Genomic DNA, 26,751 nt, shown 5'->3' with positions numbered 1-26,751 from the left:
GCCCACATGCTGCATCGCAGGCGTGAATAGTTCTATAAACAGTTGTGTCCGTGACAGGTGACTGTGAGCTTTGACCAGCTGGACTGCTGCATGCTCATCGCCATTCAATAGCGATTGAGCAAACTCCAGTGCATGAGAATTCTTCAAAACAGAACACCCCATTTCTCTTTATTTCTCTTTTTCTATTAAAATTGAGTTGATACCAGCATCCAAATATGAAAGATAAGCTGACACTTTCTCTCTGTCCTTGATTTCAGCTGAGAGGAGAACTTCTTTAATTAGCATGAAGTTATCAATTAAATGCTGTGTTTTCATGCCGTGCTTCACTAAAATCCCATTCAGCCATTCGCATAATCTGTGAATACCTGTTCATTTTACAGGTCATAAGCTGTTTTAAGATGGTTTAAGTGATGATGATTATCTTCCTTGCATTTCTCTTTCCCTTTTTCTCCGAATCGCTCCAGCAGTGATGGCGCCTTCTGATAGATTTTTTCGGTTACGTCATGCAATTTGGTCTGCCGGAAAAAAACTCATCGTGCAACCACCTTGTATTGATTGACTTTAGGGATGACAGCTGCGAGCTCCTGATCGGGATATTTCTTCTCAAGATCATGAATCTTTTTGAAATCCTCGCTTTTTACCCAATTCAAGTAATCTTCTTTACGCTTAAAAATAAGCTGTACCGTTAATTCCCCTGCACGCTTATCGTTTTGGAGAAGGAGAAAATCGACAAATCCTTCTGCATCGTCTACCGGGACCGATTCTTATATATTTTAATGACTTCATCCGCCTTTTCATTCGGCACATCAAAAGTCGAAAAGACTGTATACATTTTATCACCTGTCTGAATTATGACTTTACTTGACTTTGGCTTTTTTACTTCAACAAGCCCGCTGTTTTTCCTGCACTGGGTCTCTTTAAGTATGCTCCTTTAATCCATTTTTTGAAAATATCTCTCTAAGTTCATGTGAACGCTCTGTCGCTCTTTTAATACAGGCAGCAATCGCTTCGCTGACTCCATGCTCCTCAAGCTTTTTCAAGCCAGCCTCAGTTGTGCCGCCAGGACTTGTGACCTCTTTTCGGAGCAGCGCAGGCTCTTTTTCTGAATTCAGCAGCATTTCTGCTGCCCCGAGCAGGGTCTGCGCAATCAATGCTTTCGCTGTCTCTTTTTCAAGGCCGGTTTCTGCGGCTGCTTTTTCAAGCGCTTCTGCGATGTAATAAACGTAAGCAGGACCGCTTCCGGAAAGACCTGTTACAGCATCCAGCTGATGTTCTAAAACACGGGTAACGGTCCCGATTGCTTCAAAAAGCCCGGTTGCCTGCTTCAGCTGATCCGCTGTTACCGCTGAATTGCATGCAAGGGCTGTTGCCGATCTCTGAATCGCAGCAGATGTATTTGGCATCGCCCGGATAATGGACAGCTCTTTTCCTAAAAGCTCCCGGATGGTTGCACTCGAAATGCCTGCGAGAACGGAAATAATGACCTGACTGCTGTCCACGTAATCCCTGATGCTTTCGATTCCTGCTTTAACATCTTTTGGTTTCATTGCAAGGATAATAATGGAAGCACCTTCAACAGTTTCCTGTTTGTTTTTTGTAACCGACACTCCGTAAGCTTGATTGAGAAAGTCCAGCCTTTCTATGCTTGAGCGATTTGTGACTTTTATATGTTCAGGGAGGCAGACACCGCCGCTGATTAATCCGTTAATGATGGCCTCTGCCATTGATCCTGCACCTACAAATGCGATGTGTTTCATTTGAATTCCTCCTGATTTTGAAAATAAAAAAACCTTTTCATCCAATTAAAAATAAAGGACGAAAAGGTTTCCGCGGTACCACCTTCATTGGGAAATGCGCGATGCATAACCCCAACTTAATATCCCGTAACGAGGGATCACGTCAAGTTTGCCTGAGAGCTCACAGGGCAGGTTCAATCTGCAAGAGGATGGTGAAACCTTTCAGCCGGCGGATTTCACTCTCTGTTATCATTGCTTGATTTACTATTCCTGTTCATTGCTCAATCTATATTCATTTCCTGCATTCGTGCATTAAAGTGATTTGTTCATCATTATGCGAGGTTGGACAAGTGTTTGTCAAGCTGATTTTTTTTCTATTTCCGCAATGAATTATTTGAAAATAATGACACATTTGCAGTGAACGTGTAAAATAAGCTTTATAATTAATGAATAAACATTCATAAGTCATGCGTTGAATATATTAGACTTATATAAAAATAACAAATGAGGAAGATGGTATGAAAACGAAATCAGATATGATCATCAAAATAACCTTGCCGACTCCTTTTCCAGTAGGAGATGTGAATGTATACCTTGTAAAAGGAGATAGGCTGACACTGATTGATGCCGGACCTAAAACACCAGAAGCCCTCGTGGCCCTGAATACTCAATTGGAGCAGGCCGGATACAGGATTGAAGATATTGAACAGGTCATCCTGACGCATCATCATCCAGATCATGTCGGTCTGCTTGATTGCCTGCCTCAATCGGTGGATGTGACCGGGCACCCATACAATGCGCCTTGGATCATGCAGGATGAGTCATTTATGGCTGCTCAAAAAGAATTCTTTATGAAACTGTTCACGGAATTTGGCATTGATGAGCAGCTGCTTCCTTATTTGGCTCAGTTTGATTCGTCGATGAAATATGCATGCAAGCGGAACTTAACATCATCTCTCAGGGAAGGAGACTCTGTTCCAGGCATGGACGGCTGGCATGTGATTGAAACCCCGGGGCATGCCCAAACGCATATCGCCCTTTATCGTGCGGAGGATGGCCTGATGTTTGGCGGCGATCATCTTCTTCAGCATATTTCGGCAAATCCGCTGCTTGAGCCTCCAATGGATGGGGGAGAGCGGCCAAGACCTCAGATCCAATTTAATGAATCATTTAAATCCCTGCTGAAAATTCCAATTTCAAACGTATTTTCAGGGCATGGGGAAACGGTGCTGCAGCCGCATGAACTCATTCGCTATCGCTTGAAAAAACAGGCGGAACGTGCATTTGAAGTGCGCGGCTATATAAAAGAAAAACCGATGACAGCATTTGAAGCTTGTCAGAGGCTCTTTCCGCATCTTTATAAAAGACAATTGATGCTCACAATGTCGGAAACGGTCGGACAGCTGGATTATTTAGAGGCATTGGGAGAAATTAAAGGGCATATGGAGGGAGCAAAGAAAATTTATTCTTGCTGAGGTGTACGAAATGAATGAAAAACTGAAAAACCGCTACGTAGTTGTAACAGGAGCGTCGGGTGGAATTGGCGAAAAAATGGCGGTGCTCGTGGCCAAGAGCGGCGGACATCCCATTTTACTTGCCAGAAGATCGGACCGTCTGGCTGCTGCTGCGGAACACATTGCAAAAAACTACCATGTTTCGTGTCTTTACTATCAGCTCGATGTCAGTGATCTGAATGCTGTTCAGCAGACATTTGACCGGATGATGAATGACATTCCGCAAATTGATGTTCTCGTTAATAATGCCGGATTCGGTATTTTCAACACCGTTCTGGATGCTACTCTTGAGGAAATGAAATCGATGTTTGAAGTGAACGTCTTCGGCTTAATCGCATGCACAAAAATGGTGCTTCCTTCCATGAAGAAGCGAAACGATGGCCATATCATCAATATCGCTTCACAGGCAGGAAAGCTTGCCACGCCTAAATCAAGCTTGTATGCTGCTTCCAAGCATGCCGTGCTCGGGTTTACAAACAGCCTGCGGATGGAGCTTTTAGAAACGAATATTCATGTCACATCGGTTAATCCGGGCCCTATTAAAACAGACTTTTTCGAAATCGCCGACCAAAGCGGCAACTATGTAAAAAATGTGGAGCGTTTTATGCTGAATCCTGATAGGGTGTCAGAGAAGATTGTGGGCTCTATGCTCTCTGACAGGCGTGAAATTAACTTGCCCGGCTGGATGAATGCGGGCAGCAGCTTTTATCAGCTTATGCCCCGTTTGTTTGAAAAAGTGGCGGGGAAGGCGTTATCAAGGAAATAAAACAAAACCGGCCCATCGGCCGGTTTTGTGCTTTTACAGGGGCTGGAATGCGGTTTTTACGCTAAAGACGCTCTTTTCAGATTGAGTTGTTTTTTCATCTTTTACGTTTTCCAGCTGAATTTCTCTGCTTACGGCATTCGGCTGAAAAAGCTGAAGGCAGGCTGATAGTAGAAAAAAGCGGCCCTATTAGCTGAAAACGGCTGAAGCAAAAAAAAAACGCTTTGGCTGAATAAAAACCGAAAACGACTGAAAGATTTGAAAAAACGGCTGTAAAAATCCTCATTTCGGCTGTATGATACAAGCGGCTGTGTCAAACCTGGCCTTTTCTGTTGAGTTCTTATCTCCCTGCCATATCTGAATGGCCGGTTCCGCTTTCTGACTATAGCTCCTGATTCGTCACATATCCATACACAACATCCTCAACTACTTCAAACCATTCCGTTTCTTCTTGCTTTTTTTCTATTACTTTTGCAACAAGTTCATGTGCTTCTTTTTCACTAAGCGATCCCTCTAGCTCATACTGCTGAAAGGATTGCTGAATCATTTTATAAATCCACTTTTCGTTCATGTTCCACCTCTTCTTACACATGATTATAAGCGGGTTTTCAGCGGATGCCAAGCAGTCAATTCAGCTTTTCTTGATGTCCAGCTCCACCTCCTAACTCCTCGGCCAGAAAGGATCCGCCAGTAAAGGCAAAAAGCGCCTTTTCTGTCGGATCCTTTTCTGTCTGCCTGCGCTAAGCATTCGGTTCCGCTTTTCTTGGCGAAAACTACCATTGAAATCGAACGTATATTCGCTTACTATTAATCATATAATAAACGCGAACATATATTCTGTTGTGGGGAGTAAGAACTATGATTGAGGATTACAGTCAATTTCCAAAACGAAAAATTCTGTGCATTGACATGAAAAGCTTTTATGCAAGCTGCGCAGCGGTCCTGTATGGACTCGATCCGCTGACATGCCATTTAGCTGTTGTCGGCGATACAGAGCGGCAGGGGAGCATTGTGCTTGCAGCTTCACCTTGTCTGAAAAAGGAATTTGGCATTAAAACAGGATCTCGTTTGTTCGAAATTCCAAAAGATCCCCGCATTCACATTGTAAATGCAAAGATGGCATCCTTTGTCCGGATCTCAACCGAGCTTACGCGCCTCTTCCACCGGTACGTTCCAAAGGATGCCATCCATACGTACAGTGTGGACGAGAGCTTTATTCAAGTCGATGGAGTTGAGGGGATATGGGGAGATGCCTGGACCATTGCAGACAAAATCAGAGATGATATGGAGCGCGAATTTTCCCTCCCGTGTGCGATTGGCATCGGTCCTAATATGCTGCTCTCTAAAGTCTGCCTTGATTTGGAGGCGAAGAAAAAAGGAATTGCGGAATGGACGTACGATGATGTGAAGGAAAAGCTCTGGAAGGTCACGCCGCTCCGGAAGATGTGGGGCATCGGCAGCCAGGTTGAAAAAACGCTGAACCGAATGGGAATCTTTAATGTGGGGCAGCTTGCGCGTCATCCGCTAGAGGTGCTGGAGAAGAAATTTGGCATTATGGGAAATCAGCTCTATTATCATGCTTGGGGCGTTGACCTGTCTGAAATTGGGGCACCGATTCTGCAGGGGCAGATCAGCTTCGGCAAAAGCCAGATCTTAATGCGGGACTATCCCGACCCGAAAGAAGTGAAGCATGTCATCCTTGAGATGTGCGAGGAGGTCGCAAGAAGAGCACGCAGCCACCGGAAAGCGGGCAGAACGGTCAGCCTTGGGATCGGCTACAGTCACGATGAACTTGGAGGCGGATTTCACCGCTCCCGGACGATGCGCCAGCCGACCAATATCACAATGGAGCTTTACGAAACATGCATCGCATTATTTGATCAATTTTATGCAAATAAAACCGTCCGGAAAATTTCAATTGCTCTGTCCAATATTGAAGATGATGCCGAAATGCAGCTGGATTTGTTTCAGCCTAACCGTGAAAAAGAACAGATCCTCGGTTATGTGATGGACTCCATTCGGGGGAAATACGGCTCAAATGCCCTGCTGCGCGCTGTTTCCTATACAAACGCCGGCACCGCGAGGCACCGCGCCAAGCTTGTCGGCGGACACAAAGCTTAACAAAAGGAGGGATCGTTATGATTCGGGATCGGGGCAATATCAAATGGACATCCATGATGCTGCCTGAGCATGTGAAAATTTTGCGGGAGCTTGAGATCGAACAGGGATATGCAGCAAAGCCTGCGGTGGATGAGCAGCAGCTGGAGCATTTCAATGAATTGATCAGTCTTGCCATGGAAGAAAACCGTGAGCTTGCTTTTACGTACTATGAAAATCATGGTTTTCATGTGCAGGAAGGATATGTGCATTATGTAGATCCGATCCGCGGATGCATTCGGATCGTGAATGGAGAAGAAGCCCGCTTTGATCTGCCATTGAACAAAATAACAGATATCCGCGAGAAATAGACTGTCTTTTGAGACAGTCCTTTTTTGGTTTTGCAGAATTATCGGTGCTCCGCATGAAAGTGAAAAAGTTAGAATAACTTCAGGCTAATACAAAGAGAAAAACGGCTGGAAAAAGAATAAACGGATTTTGTCCAAAAAGCCTTTTACTAATAAAAATGGCAATTCAGCTATAAAAATCAGAAGTTTGGCTAATAAAATCTCGAAACGGCTAATAAAATCAGGTTTTTAGCTATAAAGCTTTTTCAGCATAGTGAATTTGTCAGCCAGCCTGTTATTCAGCGCGTACAACCGACTGAAACGTACCCTTATGAGATCCATCACAAAACGGCATCCTCTTTGATAACCCGCAGCGGCATAGGGAAAAGCTTTGTTTCGTTTGAAACACGTTGCCCTCTGCGTCAACTAATTCCACATCACCGGTGACACGAAGCGATCCATTATTATTCACTTTAATTTGAGCTTTATCCATCTTTTATAACCTCCTTTTATCTATTCACACAAGTATTCAATCGGGCATTTCAATGTGACAAAGCAAGCTCTCATCCCGCATTAACGGGCAGTAATATCCCCGCCTCAAAGTTTTATGGCTCTATAAAGTATCAGTGGGGAAAACTGCCCGTAAAAGCCCGATTGGTTCAACTAATCATCAAAAAGGGCAAAAACATCCCTTTTTGATGAAAGTTTCACCTTATGCGTGTTTTGGAAACTTATGATAAAATGACCGTAAGCAAGCTGAAATGAGGAGACATAGATGATGGAAATAAAATGGACAGATCGTGCAATCAAAAAAATTTCAGGGAACGTGCAGGAGAATTCAGATAAGCACATCAAACTAAAATATGATACAGACGGCTGCGGCTGCGTTGTCAGCGGTGTTACGGCACTTTGGCTCATAGATGAAAAAGACAGTGATGATCTGGAAATCGAAACAAACGCATTTCCAGTTCTTGTTGAGAAATCTAAAATGGTTTTCTTAGATGAAAAAATGACCATCGATTTTAATGAAACAGCAAACACATACATGCTGACGTGTCCTTCGCAAATCTTGAATCCCCGCATGAGCTTGACAGTAAAGTGAGGTGGAGAAAAAGATGAAGGATCGCTTAACGTCACTTAAAAATATTGCATTGAATAAAACATGGGTTTCCTTTTTAAACAGCAATCATCCTTATACTCTGCTTCATTGGTCCATCGGGGGAGTATACGAGGATAAGAAAGATGTCTGGCTTCTGCAGGATGAAATGACCTTTGAGGCAAAAGAGTTTGCCACGATTGACGAGGCCATCGCCTATATGGGTGAAAACATGAAAGAAATAACAGATGTTCTTGGTTAAAACGAAATGCCCGGATTCAACCCTTGAATCCGGGCATTTCTCTTATAGCTTGGCAGTGTGCCGTTTTTTCTTCAATTCCTCAAAAAACTCATCAATGATGCGTTCATATTCTTCCCGGTTTTCGGTATAGGACATAGCATGCGCGCCTTTATCAGCAAAGTAAATCTTTTTGAAGCCAGGCTTTTTATCAAACAATTGCTGTGTCATCGCAGCTGGTATGTAATCGTCGTCCTTGCTGTGAATAAATAAAACAGGATGTTGGATCCGGTCAATTACAGCAATGGGGGAGACATCCTGCAGAGAATAGCCGTCGCGCAGCTTAAGAAACCGTCTTGCAATCGGCATGACTAAATAGCCGGGAAGACGAAAATCAGATTTTAAGCGGTACAGCAGCTGCTCCTGTAAATCAGAAAATGGGCAATCGGCAATATAATAATCAGCCCCGTCTTCAATCAGACCTGCATAAAGCAGCGTGGTAACAGCTCCCATTGATTCTCCGTGAATACCGAGATGCAGTTCATCGCCAACCCGATCTTTCAGCCAGTGCACAACAGACTGCAAGTCAAATTTTTCATAATGTCCGAAGCTCGTCGTTTTGCCGCCCGTTTCCCCGTGTCTGCGGTGATCATAGATCAGCACGTTCATTCCCCTGTTTAAAAAGAGCTTCATGTACTTGATGGAATTATACCGGTTCATCGTGACTCCGTGGCAAATAATCACATATGAATAGGTTTTATGAGGGGCGATGAGCATGCCTTTAATGTCATAGCCGAATTTCGAAGGGATGGAAACTTCAATTTTGTTATAAGAATCATATTCCTTCTCATCGTAATGTCCGTCCTTTTTTTCACGGTCAATAATTTCTTTATCCGTCTTCTTTTTCATATACATCATCTGATTGGTAAAAAAGAATCCCACGATAAAAATATAGGAGAGAACAATGCCTGCTCCGATCAGCCATTTTTTCATCTGCATTCTTCCTCTCAAAGGTTATGAAATTATTTTAGCATGAGGAAAGGCGGACGGGAAATAAGGATAGTCGCATTTCCGGCAAAAAAAAGCAAGCCAGGACGGCTTGCTGCATGATCACTGTTCAGAATTTTGACGCTTTGTCGGATGTACAGCCTTTTCCATTTCTTCAAACGCCATCGTTTTCTTTACTGTATCAGCATTTGGTTTTCCCTTTTGACTTTTAGAACTTTTTTCTTGTGACATGAGACCTCGCTCCTTTCTATAATCCTAACGTTTGGAAAAAGAAAAGAAATTATACGGCTAAATGAAACATCCTGCTTATCCAATACGTATAACGAGAAAGGAGCGTGAAAAAATGAAAGCATTGGGAACCGGAATTGTATCTGCATGTATAGCGGGTATCATCAGTTTTGCTGCAAAGGATCTTCAATTGTTTTTCATCATGATGTCCGGAGTTGTCCTCATTTGCTTCGGGATCTCAGGCCTGCTGACAAATGCATTTCTCGGGAGAGACCGTATAAGAGCTAATTATCATTCAGAAACAAAGGAGCACAGGGAAGCGAGAATAAACTGGGCCATCCAGCTGTTTTTATTAGGTTTGCCAAGCTGTGCTGCCGCCATTGTTTCCGCATTTATTCTCTTTATTTAAGCCTTTTCCGCATTTCTTACTTAACCGCATTCTCCCGTTTGCTCAGCTGAAACTGTTTGCTTTGAATCGCTCCTGCAAGATGGGGCTCAATCACTTCAACTGCTTTTAAAAGCTGATTCATCTCAATCCCAGTCTCAATGTTCATGGTCTTAAGCATATGAAGAACATCTTCAGTTGCTGCATTTCCAGTGGCGCCCGGTGCAAACGGACAGCCTCCAAGTCCGCCGGCCGAAGTGTCAAACCTGTCGACTCCAGCCTGCAAAGCAGCATAAATATTCGCCAGTGCCATGCCGCGCGTATCGTGAAAATGGGCTGTCAGCAGCATGTCAGGAAATTGAGCTTTCAAGCTGGAAAAAAGCTCATAAACCTCAAGGGGATTTGCCATTCCAATTGTATCAGCCACACTTAAATCATCCACTCCGGCATCCGCAAACTGCTGACATATGTTCAGAACAGCATCAGGATGAATTTTCCCTTCATACGGACAGTAGAAAGCAGTGGAAATACAGGCCCGAACAAAGTATCCTTCTCCTTTTAACTCACGGATCAGGGGCAGAAGCTTTTCCATGCTTTCTTTCGTTGTTGAATTAATATTCTTTAAATTAAAGGACTCGCTTACACCCACGAAGAAGGCTATATCCCGGCACTTTGCCTCTTTTGCCCGCACCACGCCTTTTTCGTTCGGAGTCAGCACAAGATTTCGACTCTCATCTGTGCAGTATTTAATAATATCTCCCGCATCCTTCAATTGGGGAACCCACTTGGGAGAAACAAACGATGTCAGCTCCATTTCCTTAAATCCTGCTTTTTTTAACTCCTTGATAAACTGAACCTTAATATCGGTCGGAATTTCATTTTTTTCATTTTGAAGCCCATCACGCGGGCCAACTTCAATTAATGTCACCTGTTCAGGAAGATTCAACTTGAAACACCAGCCTTTCTAAAATATAGATGTGAGCAGATAGATGGCTGCAGTCGATCGTTCGGCACAGCCTGAATGCATTTCCTGTTTGCGGGGCATAACAGGGGATTCCGCAGCGAACGCCACTGCAATAACGAAAGTCTCGGAATAAAACGAGAAAGTCTCGGGAAAAACCGAAAAAGTCATGGAATAAATCGAGAAAGTCATGGAATTAATTACAAAAGTGTCGGATTATCGACTTCCACTTCACTTGGCCTATTCCAGTTGATTCTTTTCTGTCGGATCCTTTTATGCCTGCCTGCGCTAACCGGGCAGTTCCGCTTTTCGGTGGTGTCTAGCTCCACCTCCTAACCCCTCGGTCAGAACAAATTCCCCCAAAAAGTCAAACCCGGACTTTTCGGGTGAATTCTTATCTGCCTGTCGGGGCTGAACAGTCGGTTCCGCTTTTCTATGAAAGGGTTTACATATTTCTATATTAGTAGTTTACTAGCATTAGATGCAAATGAAATTTGAATCTTGAAAATTTTGAAGGAATTTATCATTATTTAGCGAAACCAATCTATGAACCAATGAAAAAAGGGGATGAATGAGAAAATGAGCAACAATGAAGTGGTCATCGTAAGTGCAGTCCGTACGGCAATTGGAAGTTTTGGGGGATCGCTGAAGGGTGTATCTGCTCCTGAGCTTGGAGCCATCGTCATTAAAGACGCTCTCGAAAAAGCGGGATTAAAAGGGGAGCAGGTGGACGAGGTCATTATGGGGAATGTCCTTCAGGCAGGCCTTGGCCAAAATCCTGCACGACAAGCAGCTATTAAAGCAGGATTGCCGGAAAACATTCCTTCTATGACAATCAATAAAGTTTGCGGTTCAGGGCTGAAGACGGTTCACCTTGCTGCACAGGCTATACTGTCAGGAGATGCTGACATAATCGTAGCCGGCGGAATGGAAAATATGAGCCAGGCACCATACATATTAAAAAATGCACGCGACGGATTTAAAATGGGTGATCAAAAGCTGATTGACACAATGGTTTCCGACGGGTTAACGTGTGCTTTCAACAATTATCATATGGGAGTAACCGCTGAAAATTTATGCGATAAATATGAAATTTCAAGAGAAGAGCAGGATGAATTTGCTGCCTGGAGCCAGAAAAAGGCAACAGATGCTATTCAGGCTGGAACGTTCAAAGCTGAAATTACGCCAGTAGTTATCCCGCAGCGCAAAGGAGATGCCGTCACATTTGATACGGACGAGTTTCCGCGAGCGGGTTCAACAGCTGAAAAGCTTGGCGGATTGCGGGCTGCTTTCAAAAAAGACGGATCAGTAACAGCCGGCAATGCATCTGGAATAAATGATGGCGCAGCTGCTGTAGTTGTGATGAGCCGGAAAAAAGCAGACGAGCTTGGCATTTTGCCGCTGGTTAAAATTACAGCTAATGGAAACGCGGGTGTAGATCCAAGCATCATGGGAATTGGACCGGTTGCAGCAGTGCAAAAAGCCTTTAAGAAGAGCGGACTCAGCATGAAGGATATTGATCTTGTTGAAGCAAACGAAGCTTTCGCAGCACAATCCATCGCGGTTGACCGCGAACTTCATTTTGATAAAGAAAAGCTGAATGTAAACGGGGGGGCAATTGCTCTTGGACATCCTATCGGAGCAAGCGGCACAAGAATTCTTGTTACACTCATACATGAAATGAAACGCAGAGATGCAAAACGAGGCTTGGCGACACTTTGCATCGGCGGGGGACAAGGCGTAGCAACAATCATTGAAAATCTATAATTCCTGGGGTGAAATAAATGAAAACGGTGCATACATCTTTTACAGACGCAGTGAAAGACATTAAAGACGGATCAACATTAATGGTTGGCGGGTTCGGCTTATGCGGAATTCCTGAGAATTTGATCCTTGCTTTAGTAGAAACAGGCGTAAAAGATTTAACGATCATCTCTAACAATTGCGGAGTAGATGACTGGGGGCTTGGCCTGCTTCTTAAAAATAAGCAAATAAAAAAAATGATCAGCTCATATGTTGGCGAAAATAAAGAATTTGAACGTCAGGTGCTTTCAGGCGAAATGGAAGTTGAACTTGTCCCGCAGGGAACGCTCGCTGAAAAAATCCGGGCAGGCGGTGCAGGTATCCCGGCTTTCTATACGCCTGCAGGTGTAGGCACACCAATCGCAGAAGGTAAAGAGTCGCGCAGCTTCGGGGGAAAAGAGTATTTGCTGGAAGAAGCGCTAACGGCAGATTTCAGTCTTGTCCGTGCATGGAAGGCAGATAATATGGGCAATTTGCTTTACAATAAAACAGCTCAAAACTTTAATCCGATGATTGCGGCAGCCGGAAAAGTGACGATTGTTGAAATGGAAGAACTTGTTGAAGTTGGAGAGATTGATCCAAGTGAAATTCACACTCCAGGCATTTATGTACAATCATTGATACTCGGTGAACAGCAAAAACGCATTGAACGGTTAACGGTTCAAAAGACAGGATGACAGGAGGCAAAGCAATGATACAGAATAAAGCAGGAGTACGTGAAAAAATCGCAAAAAGAGCAGAACAGGAAATTGAAAACGGTTTCTATGTCAACTTGGGAATCGGCATGCCGACACTTGTTGCCAATTATATCAGCGAAAACAAACAGGTTGTTCTTCAATCTGAAAATGGACTTCTTGGAATTGGACCCTATCCGAAAGAAGCAGATGTGGACCCTGACTTAATTAATGCAGGAAAGGAAACCGTAACGGCTATTCCGGGTTCTGCTTATTTTGACAGTGCTGAGTCATTCGCCATGATCCGCGGAGGACACGTCAATGTGGCTATTCTCGGTGGAATGGAAGTATCCGAAACCGGAGACCTCGCAAACTGGATGATTCCAGGCAAGATGATTAAAGGAATGGGAGGTGCCATGGATTTAGTTCATGGCGCAAAGAGAATCATTGTCATCATGGAGCATGTAAACAAAACGGGCGAACCAAAAATTCTGAATGAGTGCACATTGCCTCTTACTGGGAAACAGGTTGTCCACCGCATTATTACAGATCAGGCTGTCATAGATGTGACAGAGCTTGGACTGAAGCTTGTTGAAGTCGCAAAAGGCTACACGATCGAAGATATCAAAAAATCTACAGAGCCGGAGCTGATTATCGGAGACGATGTAAAGCTCGATGCTTATTAAAAAGGGTCAAATCGCTTTCTACCAAACACCTTTCTTGTATATAATGAAAGGATACGGGAGTGATCATCATGGCAAAAAAACAAAAAAGGCAGAATAGACCTCAGCCTAAAAAAACAGAAGATAACTTAAACTTAAAGGATCATATTGAATCTGACTTATTCCAAAAGCTATCAAACATGAAAAAAGGCTTGATGGAAGAACAGGCGCAGAAGGCAGAGCAAGAACGACTTCAAAAAATCAAAGAGAAAAAAGAAAAAGAGAAGAACAAAAGTTTTGAAGAGCTGCTCAATGACAGCAATATGAAGTGGTCTGATTATAAATGACTGAATGGTAAAGACTCCGTAAAATGGAGTCTTTTTTGTGTGCAATGATAGAAAAGGAAATTGATTATAGTTTTGATAATAGGCCTATCCCTGCAAAACTGACGGGAGTTACTTGGAAATCAACAATTTTGAAGTAACAAATTATAACGATACAGTCGTTTCACAAAGAGCTGGTATTGCAATTAAAACGTCAGCGACAAATCAGGAAGAATGGGAGGCTAATCCGCATAAGGTATAGTAATAAAAAGCAATTATGTCCATGATGTTAACGGTAATCCTAATGGACACAAAGTAGGCAGTGGAGGGATTCTTTTACTAGGCAATATTAGTGATGCGCTCGTTGAAAACAACAAAGTGATTAATGTAGATATTGGGCGCGGGCCATAGACCAAGGCAGACGCGGTAAATTAGAAGAGACAAAAACCAAATGGAGGATTCAACAATTCTCTTGTGGATCCTGTGAATATGCTTCTAAAAAACAGATCCTCTTATGGCTATTGCATGTAAGAGCTATTTTCGTTACACTTATTTTTATCAAATCGTAATAATTACGTTTTAAATAATAGGAGTGATTTTGTATGTATGAATGGATCATTATTGGAGGAGGAGTTCAGGGGGTTACAATGGCCACTTTTCTTCTGCAAAGCAAAAAAACAACACCTTGTAAAATACGAATTATTGACACACACACTAAGCCGCTGGAAAACTGGGAACGATGCACCCAAGCGATTTCAATGCCATATTTGAGATCTCCATCCGTTCATCATATTGAGATAAATCCATTTGGGCTTGAACGATTTTCCAAACAGAATCCTGGCGAAACTTTTTATGGACGTTTTAAAAGACCATCATTAAAGCTTTTTAAGCAGCATTGTGATCATCTGTTTCATGAATTAAATATGAGAGAATGCTGGATAAAGGGTCGGGTCATAGAGATTCAAAAGATTGGTGTTAATTGGGAAATCGTCAATGATGACGGAAATAAGTTAACCACAAAGAATGTTGTGATTGCAATTGGTATTGGAGAACAGCCTTATTGGCCTGAATGGGCACTAAAGTTAAAAGATAAAACACAGACCATTCATCATATTTTTGAGGATACCCTTAATTTTGAATCTTTATTAGGACCTATCGTAGTCATTGGAGGAGGGATGACAGCTGCTCATCTCGTGAACAAATTGGCAAGCATTTTCCCTGGTGAAGTAACAATGATGAAAAGGCATCCATTCAGAGTCAAGCTGTTTGATAGTGATCCAGGATGGCTTGGCCCTAAAAAGCAGGCTTCATTTAGAAATAATCCCGATTATTCAAGCCGGCGCAGGGGAATTATTGAAGCCAGACACCGAGGTTCCATAACTCAAGATCTTCATATGAAACTTCACCACTTGAAGAGACGTGGACGGCTTGAATGGTTAGATGAGGAGATTAATACATTTAAGCAAGTTGAAAACGGAACAATACTGATTACTAAAGAGGGTAAAGAGATCTTAGCTAGATCAATTATTCTAGCAACTGGGTTTAAGCCTTCACTCCCAGGAAGAGGATGGATTTCACCTCTAATCAAAAGGGAAAAGCTAAAATGTGCAGAATGCGGATATCCTATTGTAACAGAGCGTCTTGAATGGTCCGAAGGCTTATACGTAACCGGAGCATTAGCTGAACTTCAGATTGGGCCCATTGCTAGAAATATTTCCGGTGCAAGACAAGCTGCTGAACAAATCGTATCAGGAATTTAAGTTAATAATTTAATCAAAACCATTTCAATAATAGATAAATAAAATAGGAAGAAATTTGGTTTCACTTTACATTTTAGAGTTTATATCATATATTTAAATCGTAATTATTACGATTTGAGGAGAGATCTTCTTGGCTGAAAAAATTCCTGTAACAGTTTTAAGCGGATATTTAGGGGCTGGAAAAACAACTATATTAAATCATATTCTTCAAAACCGAGAGGGGCTTAGGGTCGCTGTTATCGTTAATGATATGAGCGAAATCAATATAGATGCAGAAACCATTAAACAAGGAGGGGGCTTGCAGAGAACAGAAGAAAAGCTAGTCGAGATGTCAAATGGCTGCATTTGCTGCACATTGCGAGAAGACCTGCTAATTGAGGTTGAAAAGTTGGCACTTGAAGGCAATATTGATTACATAGTAATTGAATCAACAGGCATAAGCGAGCCGGTGCCAGTGGCTCAAACCTTTTCGTATATTGACGAGGAGCTGGGCATAGACCTTACGCGTTTTTGCAAGTTAGATACTATGGTCACAGTTGTGGATGCCTGCCGTTTTTGGCATGACTTTAGGTCAGGTGACAGTTTGATTGACCGCAAAGATGCATTAAGTGAAGAAGATGATAGAGAAATTGCTGACTTATTATTGGATCAGATTGAATTTTGTGATGTTCTCATCATAAACAAGTGTGATCTGGTAACGGAGGAAGCATTACATAAACTTGAACAGGTATTAAGAAAGCTTCAGCCTGGGGCACGCTTCATTCGAACAGAAAAGGGTCAAGTCAAGCCCACGGAAATTCTTCAGACTGGTCTTTTTGACTTCGACAAAGCCAGCGAATCTGCTGGATGGATTAAAGAGTTAACAACCGGTCATAAAGACCATCAGCCGGAAACAGAAGAATACGGCATCACATCATTTGTCTATAAACGAAAATTACCTTTTCACAGTGACCGTTTTTATCAATTAATGCATTCTATTTCAGAAAATGTGGTCAGGGTCAAAGGAATAGCCTGGTGTGCTACAAGAAATAAACTTGCCCTTTCTGTCTCACAAGCAGGACCTTCTATCATTATCGAACCCGTGTCTTATTGGGTAGCAGCTTTGCCTGTACTTGAACGGGATGCACTAGTGAAAGAGAACCCTCATATACAAGCAGAATGGGATCCAGAGTTCGGAGATCGAATGACACAGCTTGTGTTTATTGGGGTTGATATGAACGAACGTGATGTTGTGAAGCTATTGGATAAATGTTTACTTACAAATGATGAATTTGATTCCGACTGGAACAAACTTGAGGATCCATTTGACTGGGAGATACCTATTGCAAATTATTAACCCTATTTTAAGATTTTTTTCATAATTACTCTTTTTAAAATTTCGTTTTAAGGATTGAAAAAAGGCGGTATTTTGAATAAGGATGTAGAAATTTATATTTTAGCTGAATTATTTGGCAGTGTTAAATCTACATTATTTTTATCATAGCTTTAACATGATGTACATGATAAGAATTTAGGAAAGCAGAAGGTTATAATCGTAATCATTCTTACTTGGATAGATTGATATCATGTATAAGAGGTGACAGTGATGAACGAAAAGCTAATGAATGTCTTAACACGGAGCATTATAGCAGGGCTGCCTCCGAAGAAAAAGAACCTGTATCAATACATTGAAAGTTTGGAAGATAGACTGGCTTCACAATGTGAGACAAAGGAGCAGTTTTTAAACCTTCTTATCCAAAGGTCTCCATTCCAGCAAGCTGCTGTTCATTTTTGTATGACAGTCGATGAAACATATAGATTGATGAAGCAGATTGAAAATGAAATAAACCGTGAACTGGACAAAAAAATAGACAAACATAGAGGGATCGACTATACAGAAAAAGTGATGAAAAATCAGGGGAATACGCATCAAGATAAGAAATATTATCTGTTAGTCAATTGAGGATTTTGAGCGTGTAGAACCTTGATTTTTTCTCACATTAAGGATTTGTTTAACAGGGAGAATTTGAAATTTTATTCAATTCGTGTTTAAATAGTAATTATTACGATTTGTGGTATATTCAATAGAATATGAAGGAAAGGATGAGAGCAGTGGCAAAAAAGTCGAAAGTTGCAAAAGAGAAAAAACGTCAGGCATTAGTTGAGAAATATAGAGAATTACGTATTGAGCTGAAAGAAAAAGGAGATTTTGAAGCTCTTAGAAAACTGCCTCGAGACTCATCTCCAACACGCTTAAAAAACAGATGTGAAGTAACCGGAAGACCGAGAGGATACTTAAGAAAATTTAAGCTTTCCAGAATTGCTTTCAGAGAATATGCTCATAAGGGTCAGATTCCAGGAGTGAAAAAAGCCAGCTGGTAAATAACTTTCTATGATAATAGCAGCTAGTAATAAAAACATGAGTTAAAAAGAACCCCACCGGATATCTGGAGGGTTCTTTTTACGATTAATTTTAATTCCAATAATAGCGAAGAATGTATAATCTGCGCATATTTTGCATTATTTTGTAAAGTAAATGAAATGTAATTTCAACATTGCTGTTACTTAATGATGATAATATTAAGAAAATAGTAAATTAGTAATATGGGGGTAAAGAATGAAAAAGTTAATCGCATCTTTTGTCTTAACCAGCGCTTTATTAAGCAGCCCAATTGTTGGTAGTGCTGCATTGGGTGACCATACATTGAAAAATGGGATGTACCATTCGGATGTAAAACAATTACAAGAAACATTGAAAAAAAAGGGTTACTTTGCTAATAAAACAACAACAACCTATTTTGGTCCTATAACCAAAAACGCCGTTGTTAATTTCCAAAAAGCTAAAGGCTTAAAAGCTGATGGGATTGCAGGTGTAAATACATATAAAGCTTTAGGGATTACAAAGCAAGCCAGTAAATCAGTTGTAAATAGTAAGTCAAATTTAGTTGATACTGCAAAAAAATATTTAAATGTACCATATGTTTGGGGCGGTATGTCTCCAAAAGGGTTTGATTGTAGTGGATACTTAAACTATGTTTTTAATGAAAGTGCAGGTAAAAAACTACCTAGGACAGTAGCTGATATTTATAAGCAGGGAGTTAAAGTTTCATCACCTAAGGCAGGAGATTTAGTATTCTTTGAGACATACAAGCGAGGGGCTTCTCATGCAGGTATATATTTAGGGAATAATCAATTCATTCATAGTTCTTCTTCTAAAGGTGTAAGCATTGGTTCTATGAACAATTCCTATTGGTCTCAAAGATACATAGGGGCTATAAAATATTGAAATCGGTAAAATCTATCCTTATCATCGCAATTAATTTATAATTGCACAAAAATGCTAACTATCAATTGATGGTTGGCATTTTTTGAGCTAGTAAAGAACCGAATAAGCCACATAAGGATCCTTTGATTATCTTTCTAACTTAAATACCTTCTAACTTAAGATTTTCTAAAACTCTATCATATAGATTAGTGAAGGAGGTTGACTATGAAAGAAGTTGAAAATTATGGTATATCATATATTTTTGGCGCAGTAATTACTCTAATACTTATTTTCCTTTTAATTGTTTTTAGTGAAATCAGAGGTGAAATATAAAACTGGATTTATTCAGAGTAAGGAGGGGAGTTTTTTTGAAACCTAATTCTATTAATTGGATAAGAAACACATAATCAAAAACAATTATTAGCGATGCTTGTAAAATAAGGGTTTCGTGCTATGGACTTATAATTATACTGAAACATTGAGCATATCTTCTTACATAAATATTTGAATTGGATGAAAAAATTATGCCAGAGACAGGATTAAATATATCCTTAAAGAATCAGAATGAAAGTAGTCCATAAATAAGAATTAAAAATCTTTCAGTAACAATGAATTACAGGAAGGAGAAAAAAAGTGGAAAACAAAATCCAAAAAATCACAACTAACTTGTGGTTTGATTTAAAAGCTGAAGAGGCAGCAGTCTTTTACACTTCGGTCTTTAAAAATTCGAAGATAGAAAAAATCACTCGATATGGAAAAGAAAGACATTATATCAGCGGGATTTCAGAGGGAACAGTGATGACTGTGAAATTTCAGCTGGATGGACAAGAATTCGTAGCATTGAACGGCGGTCCACAATACAAATTTACAGAAGCAATATCATTCATTGTCAATTGCGAAACACAAGAAGAAGTCGATTATTATTGGGAAAAGCTCTCAGAAGGAGGAGATGAAAAAGCCCAGGTTTGTGGCTGGCTGAAAGATAAGTACGGTGTATCATGGCAGATCGTTCCAACCTGTCTTACCGAAATGATAAGCAGTTCCGATTCTGAAAAATCGGAAAGAGTTCTAAAAGCAATGTTCCAAATGAAGAAAATGGATATTAAAACCTTAAAGCAGGCGTATGAAGAATAAAATTACGATAGATAGAGTTGAGCAAAACCTTCTAAAACGGCATTAGAATTTCAAAATCAGATAGGAATGTGTGCTTTTTAACAAGAGTATCACCGCTGCTCTGACGAGGCTTTCGCTATCTGCCAAAACCGTTATCAAGAATTTCAATGTTTCGAATGGAGGCTTTTCCTGCCTCTTTGGTATTCTGTACTAATTGAATAAGATCCGGATGGGCTTTTTTCGCTCCCATTACTAATAAAGGTACACCAATAAAGTAGATTTTTAATCTTCGAAAATAGTCCTCCCAGGGTCATCGCTAATGGAACTGTGGGTGAAGTGTTTGAAAAGATAATCTTTTCTTCCAGTTTTCCTTTTTCATTAAGTATTTCCAGCATACTTTGAATGGAGGGTAAGATAAGCTTGGAAGAACCCCGTCCTAAGGAAAACACTTTATTTCCATCTGAGTCAATGCCATGAAAGAAAATCTTTCCCATGTCTTTTGAAGTTAGTTTATTGAACATATCAACAGAAAGTATTTCATTTTTAGATGGTACTGTATTGTTTGCTACTTCTCTAAATGGTAGGCTGCTGCAAGTGCAGAGGAATGTGTGCCGCCATAGCAATTATAAATATAAATCATGAATTCAATCCTTTCTTTTATCCCTTTTCCTTATCTTCTGCTTAAAAAGATAAAAAATGTAATGCCACAGAAAAACTGCTGCGTCAGGGAGCGGCTTTTTTGGCGGGTAGTTCACTCTAACTAGTTGAAAGTCCTGGTGGGAATTTGGGGATCAAAAAATTATTGAAAATAAAAAGGATTCTCTCCGTATCCGGAAAAAATCCCTAAAAAAAGCTTCAAATACTACGAACGATGCTGCTCATATTTTTCAAACTTCGTCAAAGCCTGCAGCGCAATATATTCCTCTCCAGATAAAGGACGTGCATTTGCAGCACGGCAATTAGCCTGAACCTGTTCAATTTTGCTGGCACCCGGAATAATGGATCCGACAACAGCCTGCTTCAGAGAGTATTGCACGGCAGTTTCTGTCAGGGTTAAATCCGTTTCTGCATCGATGGCTGGAAGCAGCCGACGAAGTTCGTCCTCACTGTAGGAAAGGTATCCTTTTTCAGATAGCTTGGATTCCCATTTATCTGTCAGCAGTCCTTTTGCTAAAGGGCCTCTCCCAATCACGCTGACGTTGTAATCCTTAAGAAGTGAAAACCATTCTTCAGGCCTTCTGTCGAGCAGACTGTACTGCATCATGACGGAAACAATCGATGATTTTTCCAAGTACTGTTTAATGACATTTGGGCGAATCGATGATATTCCGTAATAGCGGATAACGCCTTCTTTTTTCAGGTCTTCAAACGCTTCAATCGTCTCGTCAATGTTATCTTCAATCGTGCCTCCGTGCAGCTGATACAAATCGATGTAATCTGTCTGCAATCGTTTAAGGCTGTGTTTCACAGCTTCTTTTATATAGGCTTTAGATGGATCCCAGGTCCAGCCGTCTCTGTTTACATTCCAGCGGTTGCCGGCCTTCGTTGCAAGGATCAAATCCTGTCTTCGTTTTTTGAGTGCATCTCCGACAAACTCTTCATTCAGTCCAAAATCATACAAATCTGCTGTATCAAAGTAGTTAATTCCTTCGTAAAGGGCTGCATCGATAATGGACTCTGCCTGTTCTTTATCTGTCCCAAGAGACATGCAGCCAAGTCCAAGTTCGCTGACAAATAAGTCTGATGTGCCTAACTGTCTTTTTTTCATCGTATCACTCCTGACTGTATGTCTTGCTTTGACATTAGTACAAGAGAGATGAAAATGCAATTGTGACGCTTACTTATCTTTTGTCCACTGCTCGACGGTTTCATATTTCCGACTGTATTCCTTCAGTTTTTCACGGACTTCCCAAGCTTTTCCGACCAGCACGACGCCTTTGTCAAGAAGGTAGATCTTCAAATGCGCTCGCCTCGTTTCTTTCGTTAATTGGTAAAAAGGTATAAAGTTTTTCTCATCTATGTCTAGCTCCATCGCCCAGAACGAATCTCTTAAAAAAGTCAAACCCGGACTTTTCTGCCGGATTCTTATCTGCCATGCCCCTGAGCTAAACGGGCGATTCCGCTTTTCTTAATATGATAGAATGTATGTGAAAAGCAGAATTTATAGAACGCGGAGGAATGAGTATGAATCATTTAAAAGAAACAACAAAATCATCTGAAAAATTATTTTCCGGACGTATTATTGATTTGTACTTAGAAGAAGTAGAGCTTCCGAACGGTAAAACAAGCACAAGAGAAATTATCAAGCATCCAGGCGCGGTTGCTGTGATCGCCATTACTAAAGAAAACAAAATTGTCATGGTTCAGCAATACCGGAAAGCGATGGAGCGAGTCCTCGTTGAGATCCCTGCCGGCAAGCTTGAAAAAGGGGAACAGCCTGAGGTCACGGCTAAACGGGAACTGGAAGAAGAAACAGGGTATACAACGGAGTCGCTTCAGCACTTACTCTCGTTTTATACATCACCGGGGTTTGCAGATGAGCTTGTGCATTTATATTTTACGGAAGAATTGCAGATTTTAACCGAAAAGGCAGAACTTGATGAGGATGAATTTGTAGATGTTCTGGAGGTGACACTTGAGGAAGCGCAGCAAATGATTGACGATCAGCGTATTTTCGATGCGAAAACAGCTTACGCCGTTCAGTATTTGCAGTTGAAACTGGCTCTTCAAAAATAAGATGAATACCTATTTTGCAGATTTACATATTCATATCGGGCGGACACGTTCAGGCAAACCTGTTAAAATAACTGCTTCAAATAAGCTTACGCTTGAAAATATTCTGATTGAAGCAAGCGAGCATAAAGGAATGGATATAATCGGAATCATTGACTGCCACGTACCGGAGATTTTGGATGCACTGGATCAGGGTTTGAAAGAAGGAATATGGTCAGAACATGCCCAGGGTGGTATTCAATTTAAACAGACCACAATGATTCTCGGCTCCGAAATTGAAGTATATGATACCTCGTGCAAAGGTCCATTGCATGTGCTTGTCTTTATGCCGGCTATTCATCAGATGAAACAGTTTTCCGAATGGCTGTCGCTTAGGGTTAAAAATATTACATTAAGTACTCAAAGAATGTATGAAGATGCGAGAGTTCTTCAGAAAAAAGTAAATGAGCTTGGAGGTCTATTTATTCCCGCTCATATCTTTACACCTCACAAAAGCCTTTTCGGAAGCGGGGTATCCTCAAGGCTTGATGAAGTATTAGATCCGGACCTGATTGATGCACTTGAGCTTGGTTTAAGCTCTGACACCGGGATGGCCTCCATGGTTTCTGAACTGAATCCGCATCCTTTTTTGACAAACTCTGACGCACACTCACTTGCCAAAATTGGGAGGGAGTATCAGAAACTTCAATTAAAGGAACCTTCTTTCGAAGAGCTGAAAAAGGCTCTGAAACAAATAGGGAACCGTGTAATTCTCTCAAATCATGGCATAAATCCGCAATTAGGCAAGTATTATGGCACAACCTGCGAGAAATGCGGCACCCAAAAAGAGGCAGTGAACACGGTATGTCAAAGCTGCGGCAGCAAGAGAACAACTAAAGGGGTCAGTACCCGCTTGAAGGAGCTGGCAGACAACAACACTGAGAAACCAGACCGTCCTCCATATGTGCACCAGGTGCCTTTGCAGTTTATTCCCGGAATTGGACCAAAGACTCTTGGGAAATTAAAAATGGCCTTTGGTACCGAGATGGTTATCTTAAATGAGATCTCAAGAACGGACCTAATGAAGGTTTTGCCGCCCAAAACAGCAGATTATATTATTGCTGCGAGGGAGGGAAAGCTGAGTGCTGTCCCTGGCGGAGGCGGGGTTTACGGTAAAATCGCCCCAACAAATGAAGGCACTTCGATGTGAAGTGCCTTCAGCAAATTTTAAGTTCGAAAGGTATAAGAACATGAGAAAAACGTATTTTATTTCACTTGCGGTCTCGCAAAGTGTCTTTTTTCTGATGCTGCCGCTATGGCTGAGCTTAACAGCTTATTTACACCCGGTTGTTACAGCGGTTGTATGGTTCTGTGTCACGGCACTCACGGCATTTTTTCTTTTTTTATGGAAGAAGCAGGTGATGGTTGTCCCGCAAAGACTGTTTCATGCTTGTCTTATCCTACATACAGTTGGTCTGCTGATTTTGCTGTTTTTTAGACCGGATTCGGGAGGGAACAGCTATAATCTCGTCCCGTTTGACACGATCAGCTATTATCTTTCAGGACAGGTTTCACCGATTATTGCTGTCTATAATCTTGCTGCTAACATCGGTTTGTTTGTCCCTTATGGCATTTTCCTTAAGAGCAGGGCAGCTTCAATGAGAAAAACATTTGCCTATTCTGTGTTTGTGATCGCAGCAGTGGAAATCTCACAATTTGCAGCAAACAGGGGCAGCCTTGATATGGATGATCTCATTTTAAATGTTCTTGGTTTATTTACAGGCTATGTTTTCTATCCAATTTTCAGCAAATCCGTTTATGTGAAAGAATATTAAAAAATCTTTGAAAAGACGCACGTATTACGCAATGTCATACCGTCTGCCGAAACATCATCCTGCCTTAGAACTCCTTCTAATATAAATCCCAATTTCTCTGGTATGCGGCGGCTTCTTGTATTCTCAGGATCACATCTTATTTCCACACGTTTAGCGCCGAATGCTTTTACAGCAAACATCGTCAGAGCTTCAACTGCTTCCGTCATATAGCCTTTTCCGGAATATTTCGTTGAAATCCAATAACCAATCTCCACCTTAGGCACATCCCAGTCCATCCGGTGAAAACCCGTGCTTCCAATAAAGTGGCCTTTCTCACGGTCAAAAATGAGCAGCCTCAGATCCTCGCGCAAAATGAACTTCGCGCACGATTGTCTGATATTTGCTTCCGTCTCTTCGAGTGTAGAAGGTTTTTGAGCAAAAGGCATCCACGGTTTAAGCTCGTTCATAGATTCATTGACTGCGGCATTGACTTCTTTTCCATCGCCCGGACGGGGAGCCCGGATGTAGAGTCTTTCTGTCGTAATTTCAGTCGGAAAATCAATTAATAATGGATTTTTCATGACAAAACCGCCTTTCTGATTTTTTAGTATTATATACCACTTGGAAAAAAATGCAATGATAGAATGGCATAGTTTCTTCCTTTTTTCATACAATCTAGTAAGAGAACGCTAGGAGGAAGGTATATGCGCAAACATCCATTAAAAGCAATGATTTTTCAGCATATAAAAGAACGCTCATCGCTTTATGTATTTGTATTCGTATTGTTTTTGATGGGGGTTATTTTCGGTGCGGTCATTGTCAACAGCATGAATTTTACACAAAAAGAAGATTTGTATTTTTATTTAAGCAGGTTTTTCGGACAAGTATCTGAAGGGAAAGTGGCAAGCTCGGTTGAAATGCTTCAGCAGAGTTTCTTTCATAACCTGAAATATCTTGGTCTGATGTGGGTGCTTGGCATCTCAATTATCGGTTTGCCGGTCATTCTGATTATGTTATTCTTAAAAGGAATGGTCGTAGGATTTACGGTAGGTTTTTTAGTGAATCAAATGGGATGGCAAGGCTTTATGCTTTCATTTGTATCGGTTTTGCCTCAAAATATAGTCTTAATACCGGCATTTATTATCATGGGTACGGTTGCCATCTCTTTCTCATTGAAAATTGTCAAGCAGCTGCTGATGAAGAAAACAAATTTAACACAATCGCCTTTCGCCCTTTTCACGAGATACGCGGCTGTTTTTATGTTCATTTCGGCTCTGACGATAATCGCATCAACTCTTGAGGCTTATGCGTCGCCGATTCTCATGAAAAACGTAATTGAACTTGTTTCAAAATAGAATAGTTTTTACTTAATAATGATTTCATTTATTAGATTGTAATTATTTTCGTTGGACACATCCCTTTCTTTTGATATAATGAATGAGGAACGTGGCGAGGGAGGAATGTGTGTTATGGAAAGCAGAATTGAGCGTATAAAGAAGCAGTTGCATTCATCCAGCTATAAGCTGACTCCTCAGCGCGAAGCTACCGTCAGGGTTTTGCTTGAACGCGAAGAAGATCACTTGAGTGCTGAAGATGTTTACCTCCTCGTTAAGGAAAAAACGCCAGAGATTGGTTTAGCAACTGTTTATCGGACGTTGGAGCTACTTACAGAACTTAAAATTGTCGATAAAATAAATTTTGGAGATGGCGTATCACGCTATGACTTAAGAAAAGAAGGCGCAGCACATTTTCACCATCATCTTGTGTGCATCGAATGCGGCTCAGTCGCTGAAATTGAAGATGACCTCTTAGAAGATGTTGAACAGATTGTAGAACGCGACTTCAATTTTAAAATTAAAGATCATCGTCTGACGTTTCATGGCATTTGCTACCGCTGTCAGGAAAAAGAACAGAAAGAAGATGAACAATAAACCTTTCCGGTCAAACTGGAGAGGTTTTTTTGTTATTACTAGTATAAAGTTTGTCCTTTTTGGCATATGTTTTAGGTAAGATGAAAGACCGGCCAAAGGAGGACTGCCGCAATGAGAGCAGCGAGAACACTATTTGACATGATAAAAGTATTTATTCTGTTTACTGGATTTACGATTCTTTTCTATTATGCTATTATTTGGATTAACTTAGAGTATGAAGAAATCCACCGATATGATCAGCCTGAGGGTGCGGCACTGAAAGTCACGAAAATGGTGGCTGACGAAGAAGAGCACTGGCTGAATCGTCTGTTTTTCTTCTATTTAAACGGGGAGTAGAGGAAA

General features: G+C 41.1%; 31 protein-coding genes and 2 pseudogenes. 23 read left to right on the top strand and 10 right to left on the bottom strand.

Annotation, left to right across the window (positions count from 1 at the left end; genetic code table 11):
* Positions 1-530: 530 nt before the first annotated feature.
* Both LIT25_17815 and proC read right to left on the bottom strand, forming a co-directional pair.
* Positions 531-832: pseudogene (locus LIT25_17815) on the bottom strand (antibiotic biosynthesis monooxygenase).
* Positions 833-917: 85 nt separating this feature from the next.
* Positions 918-1,763, bottom strand: coding sequence for a pyrroline-5-carboxylate reductase (gene proC / locus LIT25_17810; protein ID USK36322.1), 846 nt, complete (start codon positions 1,761-1,763; stop codon positions 918-920).
* A 491-nt stretch (positions 1,764-2,254) separates the two neighbouring features.
* Here proC and LIT25_17805 point away from each other — a divergent pair, with 491 nt between their 5' ends.
* Together LIT25_17805 and LIT25_17800 are read left to right on the top strand one after the other, a co-directional pair.
* Entirely contained in the window at positions 2,255-3,211 is a 957-nt protein-coding gene (locus LIT25_17805) for an MBL fold metallo-hydrolase (GenBank protein ID USK32445.1), read from the top strand.
* Positions 3,212-3,221: 10 nt separating this feature from the next.
* Complete coding sequence (locus tag LIT25_17800) at positions 3,222-4,016, top strand: SDR family oxidoreductase (GenBank protein USK32444.1); 795 nt, start codon at positions 3,222-3,224, stop codon at positions 4,014-4,016.
* 379 nt (positions 4,017-4,395) lie between these two features.
* On the opposite strand, the gene LIT25_17795 is transcribed toward LIT25_17800, so the two are convergent.
* Positions 4,396-4,584 (bottom strand): hypothetical protein, encoded by a 189-nt coding sequence (locus tag LIT25_17795; protein ID USK32443.1) that lies wholly within the window; start codon positions 4,582-4,584, stop codon positions 4,396-4,398.
* 287 nt (positions 4,585-4,871) lie between these two features.
* On the opposite strand from LIT25_17795, the gene LIT25_17790 reads away from it, so the two are divergent.
* Together LIT25_17790 and LIT25_17785 are read left to right on the top strand one after the other, a co-directional pair.
* Positions 4,872-6,134 (top strand): UV damage repair protein UvrX, encoded by a 1,263-nt coding sequence (locus LIT25_17790; GenBank protein USK32442.1) that lies wholly within the window; start codon positions 4,872-4,874, stop codon positions 6,132-6,134.
* A 17-nt stretch (positions 6,135-6,151) separates the two neighbouring features.
* On the top strand, positions 6,152-6,481 hold the full coding sequence (locus tag LIT25_17785) for a YolD-like family protein (protein USK32441.1): 330 nt from the start codon (positions 6,152-6,154) through the stop codon (positions 6,479-6,481).
* A 271-nt stretch (positions 6,482-6,752) separates the two neighbouring features.
* Here LIT25_17785 and LIT25_17780 read toward each other — a convergent pair whose 3' ends face one another.
* Positions 6,753-6,950, bottom strand: coding sequence for a CDGSH iron-sulfur domain-containing protein (locus tag LIT25_17780; GenBank protein USK32440.1), 198 nt, complete (start codon positions 6,948-6,950; stop codon positions 6,753-6,755).
* 285 nt (positions 6,951-7,235) lie between these two features.
* On the opposite strand from LIT25_17780, the gene LIT25_17775 reads away from it, so the two are divergent.
* Positions 7,236-7,559 carry an iron-sulfur cluster biosynthesis family protein gene (locus tag LIT25_17775; GenBank protein USK32439.1) on the top strand — a complete coding sequence of 108 codons (324 nt, stop codon included), beginning with the start codon at positions 7,236-7,238 and terminating at the stop codon, positions 7,557-7,559.
* A 13-nt stretch (positions 7,560-7,572) separates the two neighbouring features.
* Entirely contained in the window at positions 7,573-7,815 is a 243-nt protein-coding gene (locus LIT25_17770) for a YqkC family protein (protein ID USK32438.1), read from the top strand.
* Positions 7,816-7,857: 42 nt separating this feature from the next.
* On the opposite strand, the gene LIT25_17765 is transcribed toward LIT25_17770, so the two are convergent.
* On the bottom strand, positions 7,858-8,784 hold the full coding sequence (locus tag LIT25_17765; protein ID USK32437.1) for an alpha/beta hydrolase: 927 nt from the start codon (positions 8,782-8,784) through the stop codon (positions 7,858-7,860).
* A 358-nt stretch (positions 8,785-9,142) separates the two neighbouring features.
* On the opposite strand from LIT25_17765, the gene LIT25_17760 reads away from it, so the two are divergent.
* Positions 9,143-9,436 carry a DUF5316 domain-containing protein gene (locus tag LIT25_17760; protein ID USK32436.1) on the top strand — a complete coding sequence of 98 codons (294 nt, stop codon included), beginning with the start codon at positions 9,143-9,145 and terminating at the stop codon, positions 9,434-9,436.
* A gap of 16 nt (positions 9,437-9,452) precedes the next feature.
* Here the strand turns inward: LIT25_17760 and LIT25_17755 are convergent, their stop codons facing one another.
* Positions 9,453-10,358, bottom strand: coding sequence for a hydroxymethylglutaryl-CoA lyase (locus tag LIT25_17755; protein USK32435.1), 906 nt, complete (start codon positions 10,356-10,358; stop codon positions 9,453-9,455).
* Positions 10,359-10,952: 594 nt separating this feature from the next.
* Between LIT25_17755 and LIT25_17750 the strand changes: the two genes are divergently transcribed.
* The 10 genes from LIT25_17750 to LIT25_17705 all read left to right on the top strand — a co-directional run bounded on the left by LIT25_17750 (position 10,953) and on the right by LIT25_17705 (position 19,973).
* The gene (locus LIT25_17750) at positions 10,953-12,140 is read left to right on the top strand and encodes an acetyl-CoA C-acetyltransferase (protein USK32434.1); all 1,188 of its coding nucleotides are present in this window, start codon (positions 10,953-10,955) and stop codon (positions 12,138-12,140) included.
* 17 nt (positions 12,141-12,157) lie between these two features.
* Positions 12,158-12,853 (top strand): CoA transferase subunit A, encoded by a 696-nt coding sequence (locus tag LIT25_17745; protein ID USK32433.1) that lies wholly within the window; start codon positions 12,158-12,160, stop codon positions 12,851-12,853.
* A 14-nt stretch (positions 12,854-12,867) separates the two neighbouring features.
* Positions 12,868-13,536, top strand: coding sequence for a CoA transferase subunit B (locus tag LIT25_17740; GenBank protein ID USK32432.1), 669 nt, complete (start codon positions 12,868-12,870; stop codon positions 13,534-13,536).
* 68 nt (positions 13,537-13,604) lie between these two features.
* Positions 13,605-13,859 carry a DUF3886 domain-containing protein gene (locus tag LIT25_17735; GenBank protein ID USK32431.1) on the top strand — a complete coding sequence of 85 codons (255 nt, stop codon included), beginning with the start codon at positions 13,605-13,607 and terminating at the stop codon, positions 13,857-13,859.
* A gap of 578 nt (positions 13,860-14,437) precedes the next feature.
* Positions 14,438-15,595, top strand: a complete 1,158-nt coding sequence (locus LIT25_17730; protein ID USK32430.1) for an NAD(P)-binding domain-containing protein — start codon at positions 14,438-14,440, stop codon at positions 15,593-15,595.
* 130 nt (positions 15,596-15,725) lie between these two features.
* The gene (locus LIT25_17725; GenBank protein USK32429.1) at positions 15,726-16,931 is read left to right on the top strand and encodes a GTP-binding protein; all 1,206 of its coding nucleotides are present in this window, start codon (positions 15,726-15,728) and stop codon (positions 16,929-16,931) included.
* A gap of 249 nt (positions 16,932-17,180) precedes the next feature.
* Entirely contained in the window at positions 17,181-17,537 is a 357-nt protein-coding gene (locus tag LIT25_17720) for a hypothetical protein (GenBank protein USK32428.1), read from the top strand.
* Between the two features lie 149 nt (positions 17,538-17,686).
* Complete coding sequence (gene rpsN / locus LIT25_17715; GenBank protein USK32427.1) at positions 17,687-17,956, top strand: 30S ribosomal protein S14; 270 nt, start codon at positions 17,687-17,689, stop codon at positions 17,954-17,956.
* A 235-nt stretch (positions 17,957-18,191) separates the two neighbouring features.
* Positions 18,192-18,860 carry an NlpC/P60 family protein gene (locus LIT25_17710; protein ID USK32426.1) on the top strand — a complete coding sequence of 223 codons (669 nt, stop codon included), beginning with the start codon at positions 18,192-18,194 and terminating at the stop codon, positions 18,858-18,860.
* Between the two features lie 612 nt (positions 18,861-19,472).
* The gene (locus tag LIT25_17705; GenBank protein USK32425.1) at positions 19,473-19,973 is read left to right on the top strand and encodes a VOC family protein; all 501 of its coding nucleotides are present in this window, start codon (positions 19,473-19,475) and stop codon (positions 19,971-19,973) included.
* Between the two features lie 115 nt (positions 19,974-20,088).
* Here LIT25_17705 and LIT25_17700 read toward each other — a convergent pair.
* The 3 genes and pseudogenes from LIT25_17700 to LIT25_17690 all read right to left on the bottom strand — a co-directional run bounded on the left by LIT25_17700 (position 20,089) and on the right by LIT25_17690 (position 21,912).
* Positions 20,089-20,592, bottom strand: a pseudogene (locus tag LIT25_17700) (DUF3189 family protein).
* Positions 20,593-20,814: 222 nt separating this feature from the next.
* Complete coding sequence (locus tag LIT25_17695) at positions 20,815-21,720, bottom strand: aldo/keto reductase (GenBank protein ID USK32424.1); 906 nt, start codon at positions 21,718-21,720, stop codon at positions 20,815-20,817.
* A 69-nt stretch (positions 21,721-21,789) separates the two neighbouring features.
* Positions 21,790-21,912, bottom strand: a complete 123-nt coding sequence (locus LIT25_17690; protein USK32423.1) for a Z-ring formation inhibitor MciZ — start codon at positions 21,910-21,912, stop codon at positions 21,790-21,792.
* A gap of 224 nt (positions 21,913-22,136) precedes the next feature.
* Between LIT25_17690 and LIT25_17685 the strand changes: the two genes are divergently transcribed.
* Genes LIT25_17685 through LIT25_17675 form a run of 3 tightly spaced genes read left to right on the top strand, consistent with a single transcriptional unit; the run spans position 22,137 to position 24,499 of the window.
* Positions 22,137-22,688 (top strand): NUDIX hydrolase, encoded by a 552-nt coding sequence (locus LIT25_17685; GenBank protein ID USK32422.1) that lies wholly within the window; start codon positions 22,137-22,139, stop codon positions 22,686-22,688.
* Position 22,689: 1 nt separating this feature from the next.
* Positions 22,690-23,874, top strand: coding sequence for an endonuclease Q family protein (locus LIT25_17680; protein USK32421.1), 1,185 nt, complete (start codon positions 22,690-22,692; stop codon positions 23,872-23,874).
* A 40-nt stretch (positions 23,875-23,914) separates the two neighbouring features.
* Positions 23,915-24,499 carry a VanZ family protein gene (locus LIT25_17675; protein USK32420.1) on the top strand — a complete coding sequence of 195 codons (585 nt, stop codon included), beginning with the start codon at positions 23,915-23,917 and terminating at the stop codon, positions 24,497-24,499.
* Here the strand turns inward: LIT25_17675 and LIT25_17670 are convergent.
* Entirely contained in the window at positions 24,496-25,059 is a 564-nt protein-coding gene (locus LIT25_17670) for a GNAT family N-acetyltransferase (GenBank protein USK32419.1), read from the bottom strand. The genes LIT25_17675 and LIT25_17670 overlap by 4 nt on opposite strands.
* A gap of 123 nt (positions 25,060-25,182) precedes the next feature.
* Here LIT25_17670 and spoIIM point away from each other — a divergent pair, with 123 nt between their 5' ends.
* From spoIIM to LIT25_17655, 3 genes are all read left to right on the top strand, one after another.
* Positions 25,183-25,833: a stage II sporulation protein M gene (gene spoIIM / locus LIT25_17665; GenBank protein ID USK32418.1), complete on the top strand. Its 651-nt coding sequence runs from the start codon at positions 25,183-25,185 to the stop codon at positions 25,831-25,833.
* A gap of 114 nt (positions 25,834-25,947) precedes the next feature.
* Complete coding sequence (locus LIT25_17660) at positions 25,948-26,409, top strand: transcriptional repressor (protein ID USK32417.1); 462 nt, start codon at positions 25,948-25,950, stop codon at positions 26,407-26,409.
* Between the two features lie 111 nt (positions 26,410-26,520).
* Positions 26,521-26,745 carry a YqzK family protein gene (locus LIT25_17655; GenBank protein ID USK32416.1) on the top strand — a complete coding sequence of 75 codons (225 nt, stop codon included), beginning with the start codon at positions 26,521-26,523 and terminating at the stop codon, positions 26,743-26,745.
* Positions 26,746-26,751 lie beyond the last annotated feature (6 nt).

The organism is Bacillus sp. F19 (assembly GCA_023823795.1).
Lineage (GTDB): Bacteria > Bacillota > Bacilli > Bacillales > Bacillaceae > Bacillus_P.
The sequence above is the reverse complement of the archived record's forward strand: the minus strand, read 5'-3'. Positions and strand labels throughout refer to the sequence as shown.

Excerpts from the sequence above, each read along its gene's own strand:
- LIT25_17745 (USK32433.1), top strand. The coding sequence starts at position 12,158 with ATGAAAACGGTGCATACATCTTTTACAGACGCAGTGAAAGACATTAAA.
- LIT25_17770 (USK32438.1), top strand. The coding sequence starts at position 7,573 with ATGAAGGATCGCTTAACGTCACTTAAAAATATTGCATTGAATAAAACA.
- LIT25_17750 (USK32434.1), top strand. The coding sequence starts at position 10,953 with ATGAGCAACAATGAAGTGGTCATCGTAAGTGCAGTCCGTACGGCAATT.
- LIT25_17760 (USK32436.1), top strand. The coding sequence starts at position 9,143 with ATGAAAGCATTGGGAACCGGAATTGTATCTGCATGTATAGCGGGTATC.
- LIT25_17655 (USK32416.1), top strand. The coding sequence starts at position 26,521 with ATGAGAGCAGCGAGAACACTATTTGACATGATAAAAGTATTTATTCTG.
- LIT25_17795 (USK32443.1), bottom strand. The coding sequence starts at position 4,584 with ATGAACGAAAAGTGGATTTATAAAATGATTCAGCAATCCTTTCAGCAG.
- LIT25_17805 (USK32445.1), top strand. The coding sequence starts at position 2,255 with ATGAAAACGAAATCAGATATGATCATCAAAATAACCTTGCCGACTCCT.
- spoIIM (USK32418.1), top strand. The coding sequence starts at position 25,183 with ATGCGCAAACATCCATTAAAAGCAATGATTTTTCAGCATATAAAAGAA.
- LIT25_17780 (USK32440.1), bottom strand. The coding sequence starts at position 6,950 with ATGGATAAAGCTCAAATTAAAGTGAATAATAATGGATCGCTTCGTGTC.
- LIT25_17720 (USK32428.1), top strand. The coding sequence starts at position 17,181 with ATGAACGAAAAGCTAATGAATGTCTTAACACGGAGCATTATAGCAGGG.
- LIT25_17730 (USK32430.1), top strand. The coding sequence starts at position 14,438 with ATGTATGAATGGATCATTATTGGAGGAGGAGTTCAGGGGGTTACAATG.
- LIT25_17695 (USK32424.1), bottom strand. The coding sequence starts at position 21,720 with ATGAAAAAAAGACAGTTAGGCACATCAGACTTATTTGTCAGCGAACTT.
- LIT25_17790 (USK32442.1), top strand. The coding sequence starts at position 4,872 with ATGATTGAGGATTACAGTCAATTTCCAAAACGAAAAATTCTGTGCATT.
- LIT25_17800 (USK32444.1), top strand. The coding sequence starts at position 3,222 with ATGAATGAAAAACTGAAAAACCGCTACGTAGTTGTAACAGGAGCGTCG.
- LIT25_17765 (USK32437.1), bottom strand. The coding sequence starts at position 8,784 with ATGAAAAAATGGCTGATCGGAGCAGGCATTGTTCTCTCCTATATTTTT.
- LIT25_17660 (USK32417.1), top strand. The coding sequence starts at position 25,948 with ATGGAAAGCAGAATTGAGCGTATAAAGAAGCAGTTGCATTCATCCAGC.
- LIT25_17710 (USK32426.1), top strand. The coding sequence starts at position 18,192 with ATGAAAAAGTTAATCGCATCTTTTGTCTTAACCAGCGCTTTATTAAGC.
- LIT25_17670 (USK32419.1), bottom strand. The coding sequence starts at position 25,059 with ATGAAAAATCCATTATTAATTGATTTTCCGACTGAAATTACGACAGAA.
- LIT25_17735 (USK32431.1), top strand. The coding sequence starts at position 13,605 with ATGGCAAAAAAACAAAAAAGGCAGAATAGACCTCAGCCTAAAAAAACA.
- LIT25_17775 (USK32439.1), top strand. The coding sequence starts at position 7,236 with ATGGAAATAAAATGGACAGATCGTGCAATCAAAAAAATTTCAGGGAAC.
- LIT25_17685 (USK32422.1), top strand. The coding sequence starts at position 22,137 with ATGAATCATTTAAAAGAAACAACAAAATCATCTGAAAAATTATTTTCC.
- LIT25_17740 (USK32432.1), top strand. The coding sequence starts at position 12,868 with ATGATACAGAATAAAGCAGGAGTACGTGAAAAAATCGCAAAAAGAGCA.
- LIT25_17675 (USK32420.1), top strand. The coding sequence starts at position 23,915 with ATGAGAAAAACGTATTTTATTTCACTTGCGGTCTCGCAAAGTGTCTTT.
- LIT25_17680 (USK32421.1), top strand. The coding sequence starts at position 22,690 with ATGAATACCTATTTTGCAGATTTACATATTCATATCGGGCGGACACGT.
- LIT25_17785 (USK32441.1), top strand. The coding sequence starts at position 6,152 with ATGATTCGGGATCGGGGCAATATCAAATGGACATCCATGATGCTGCCT.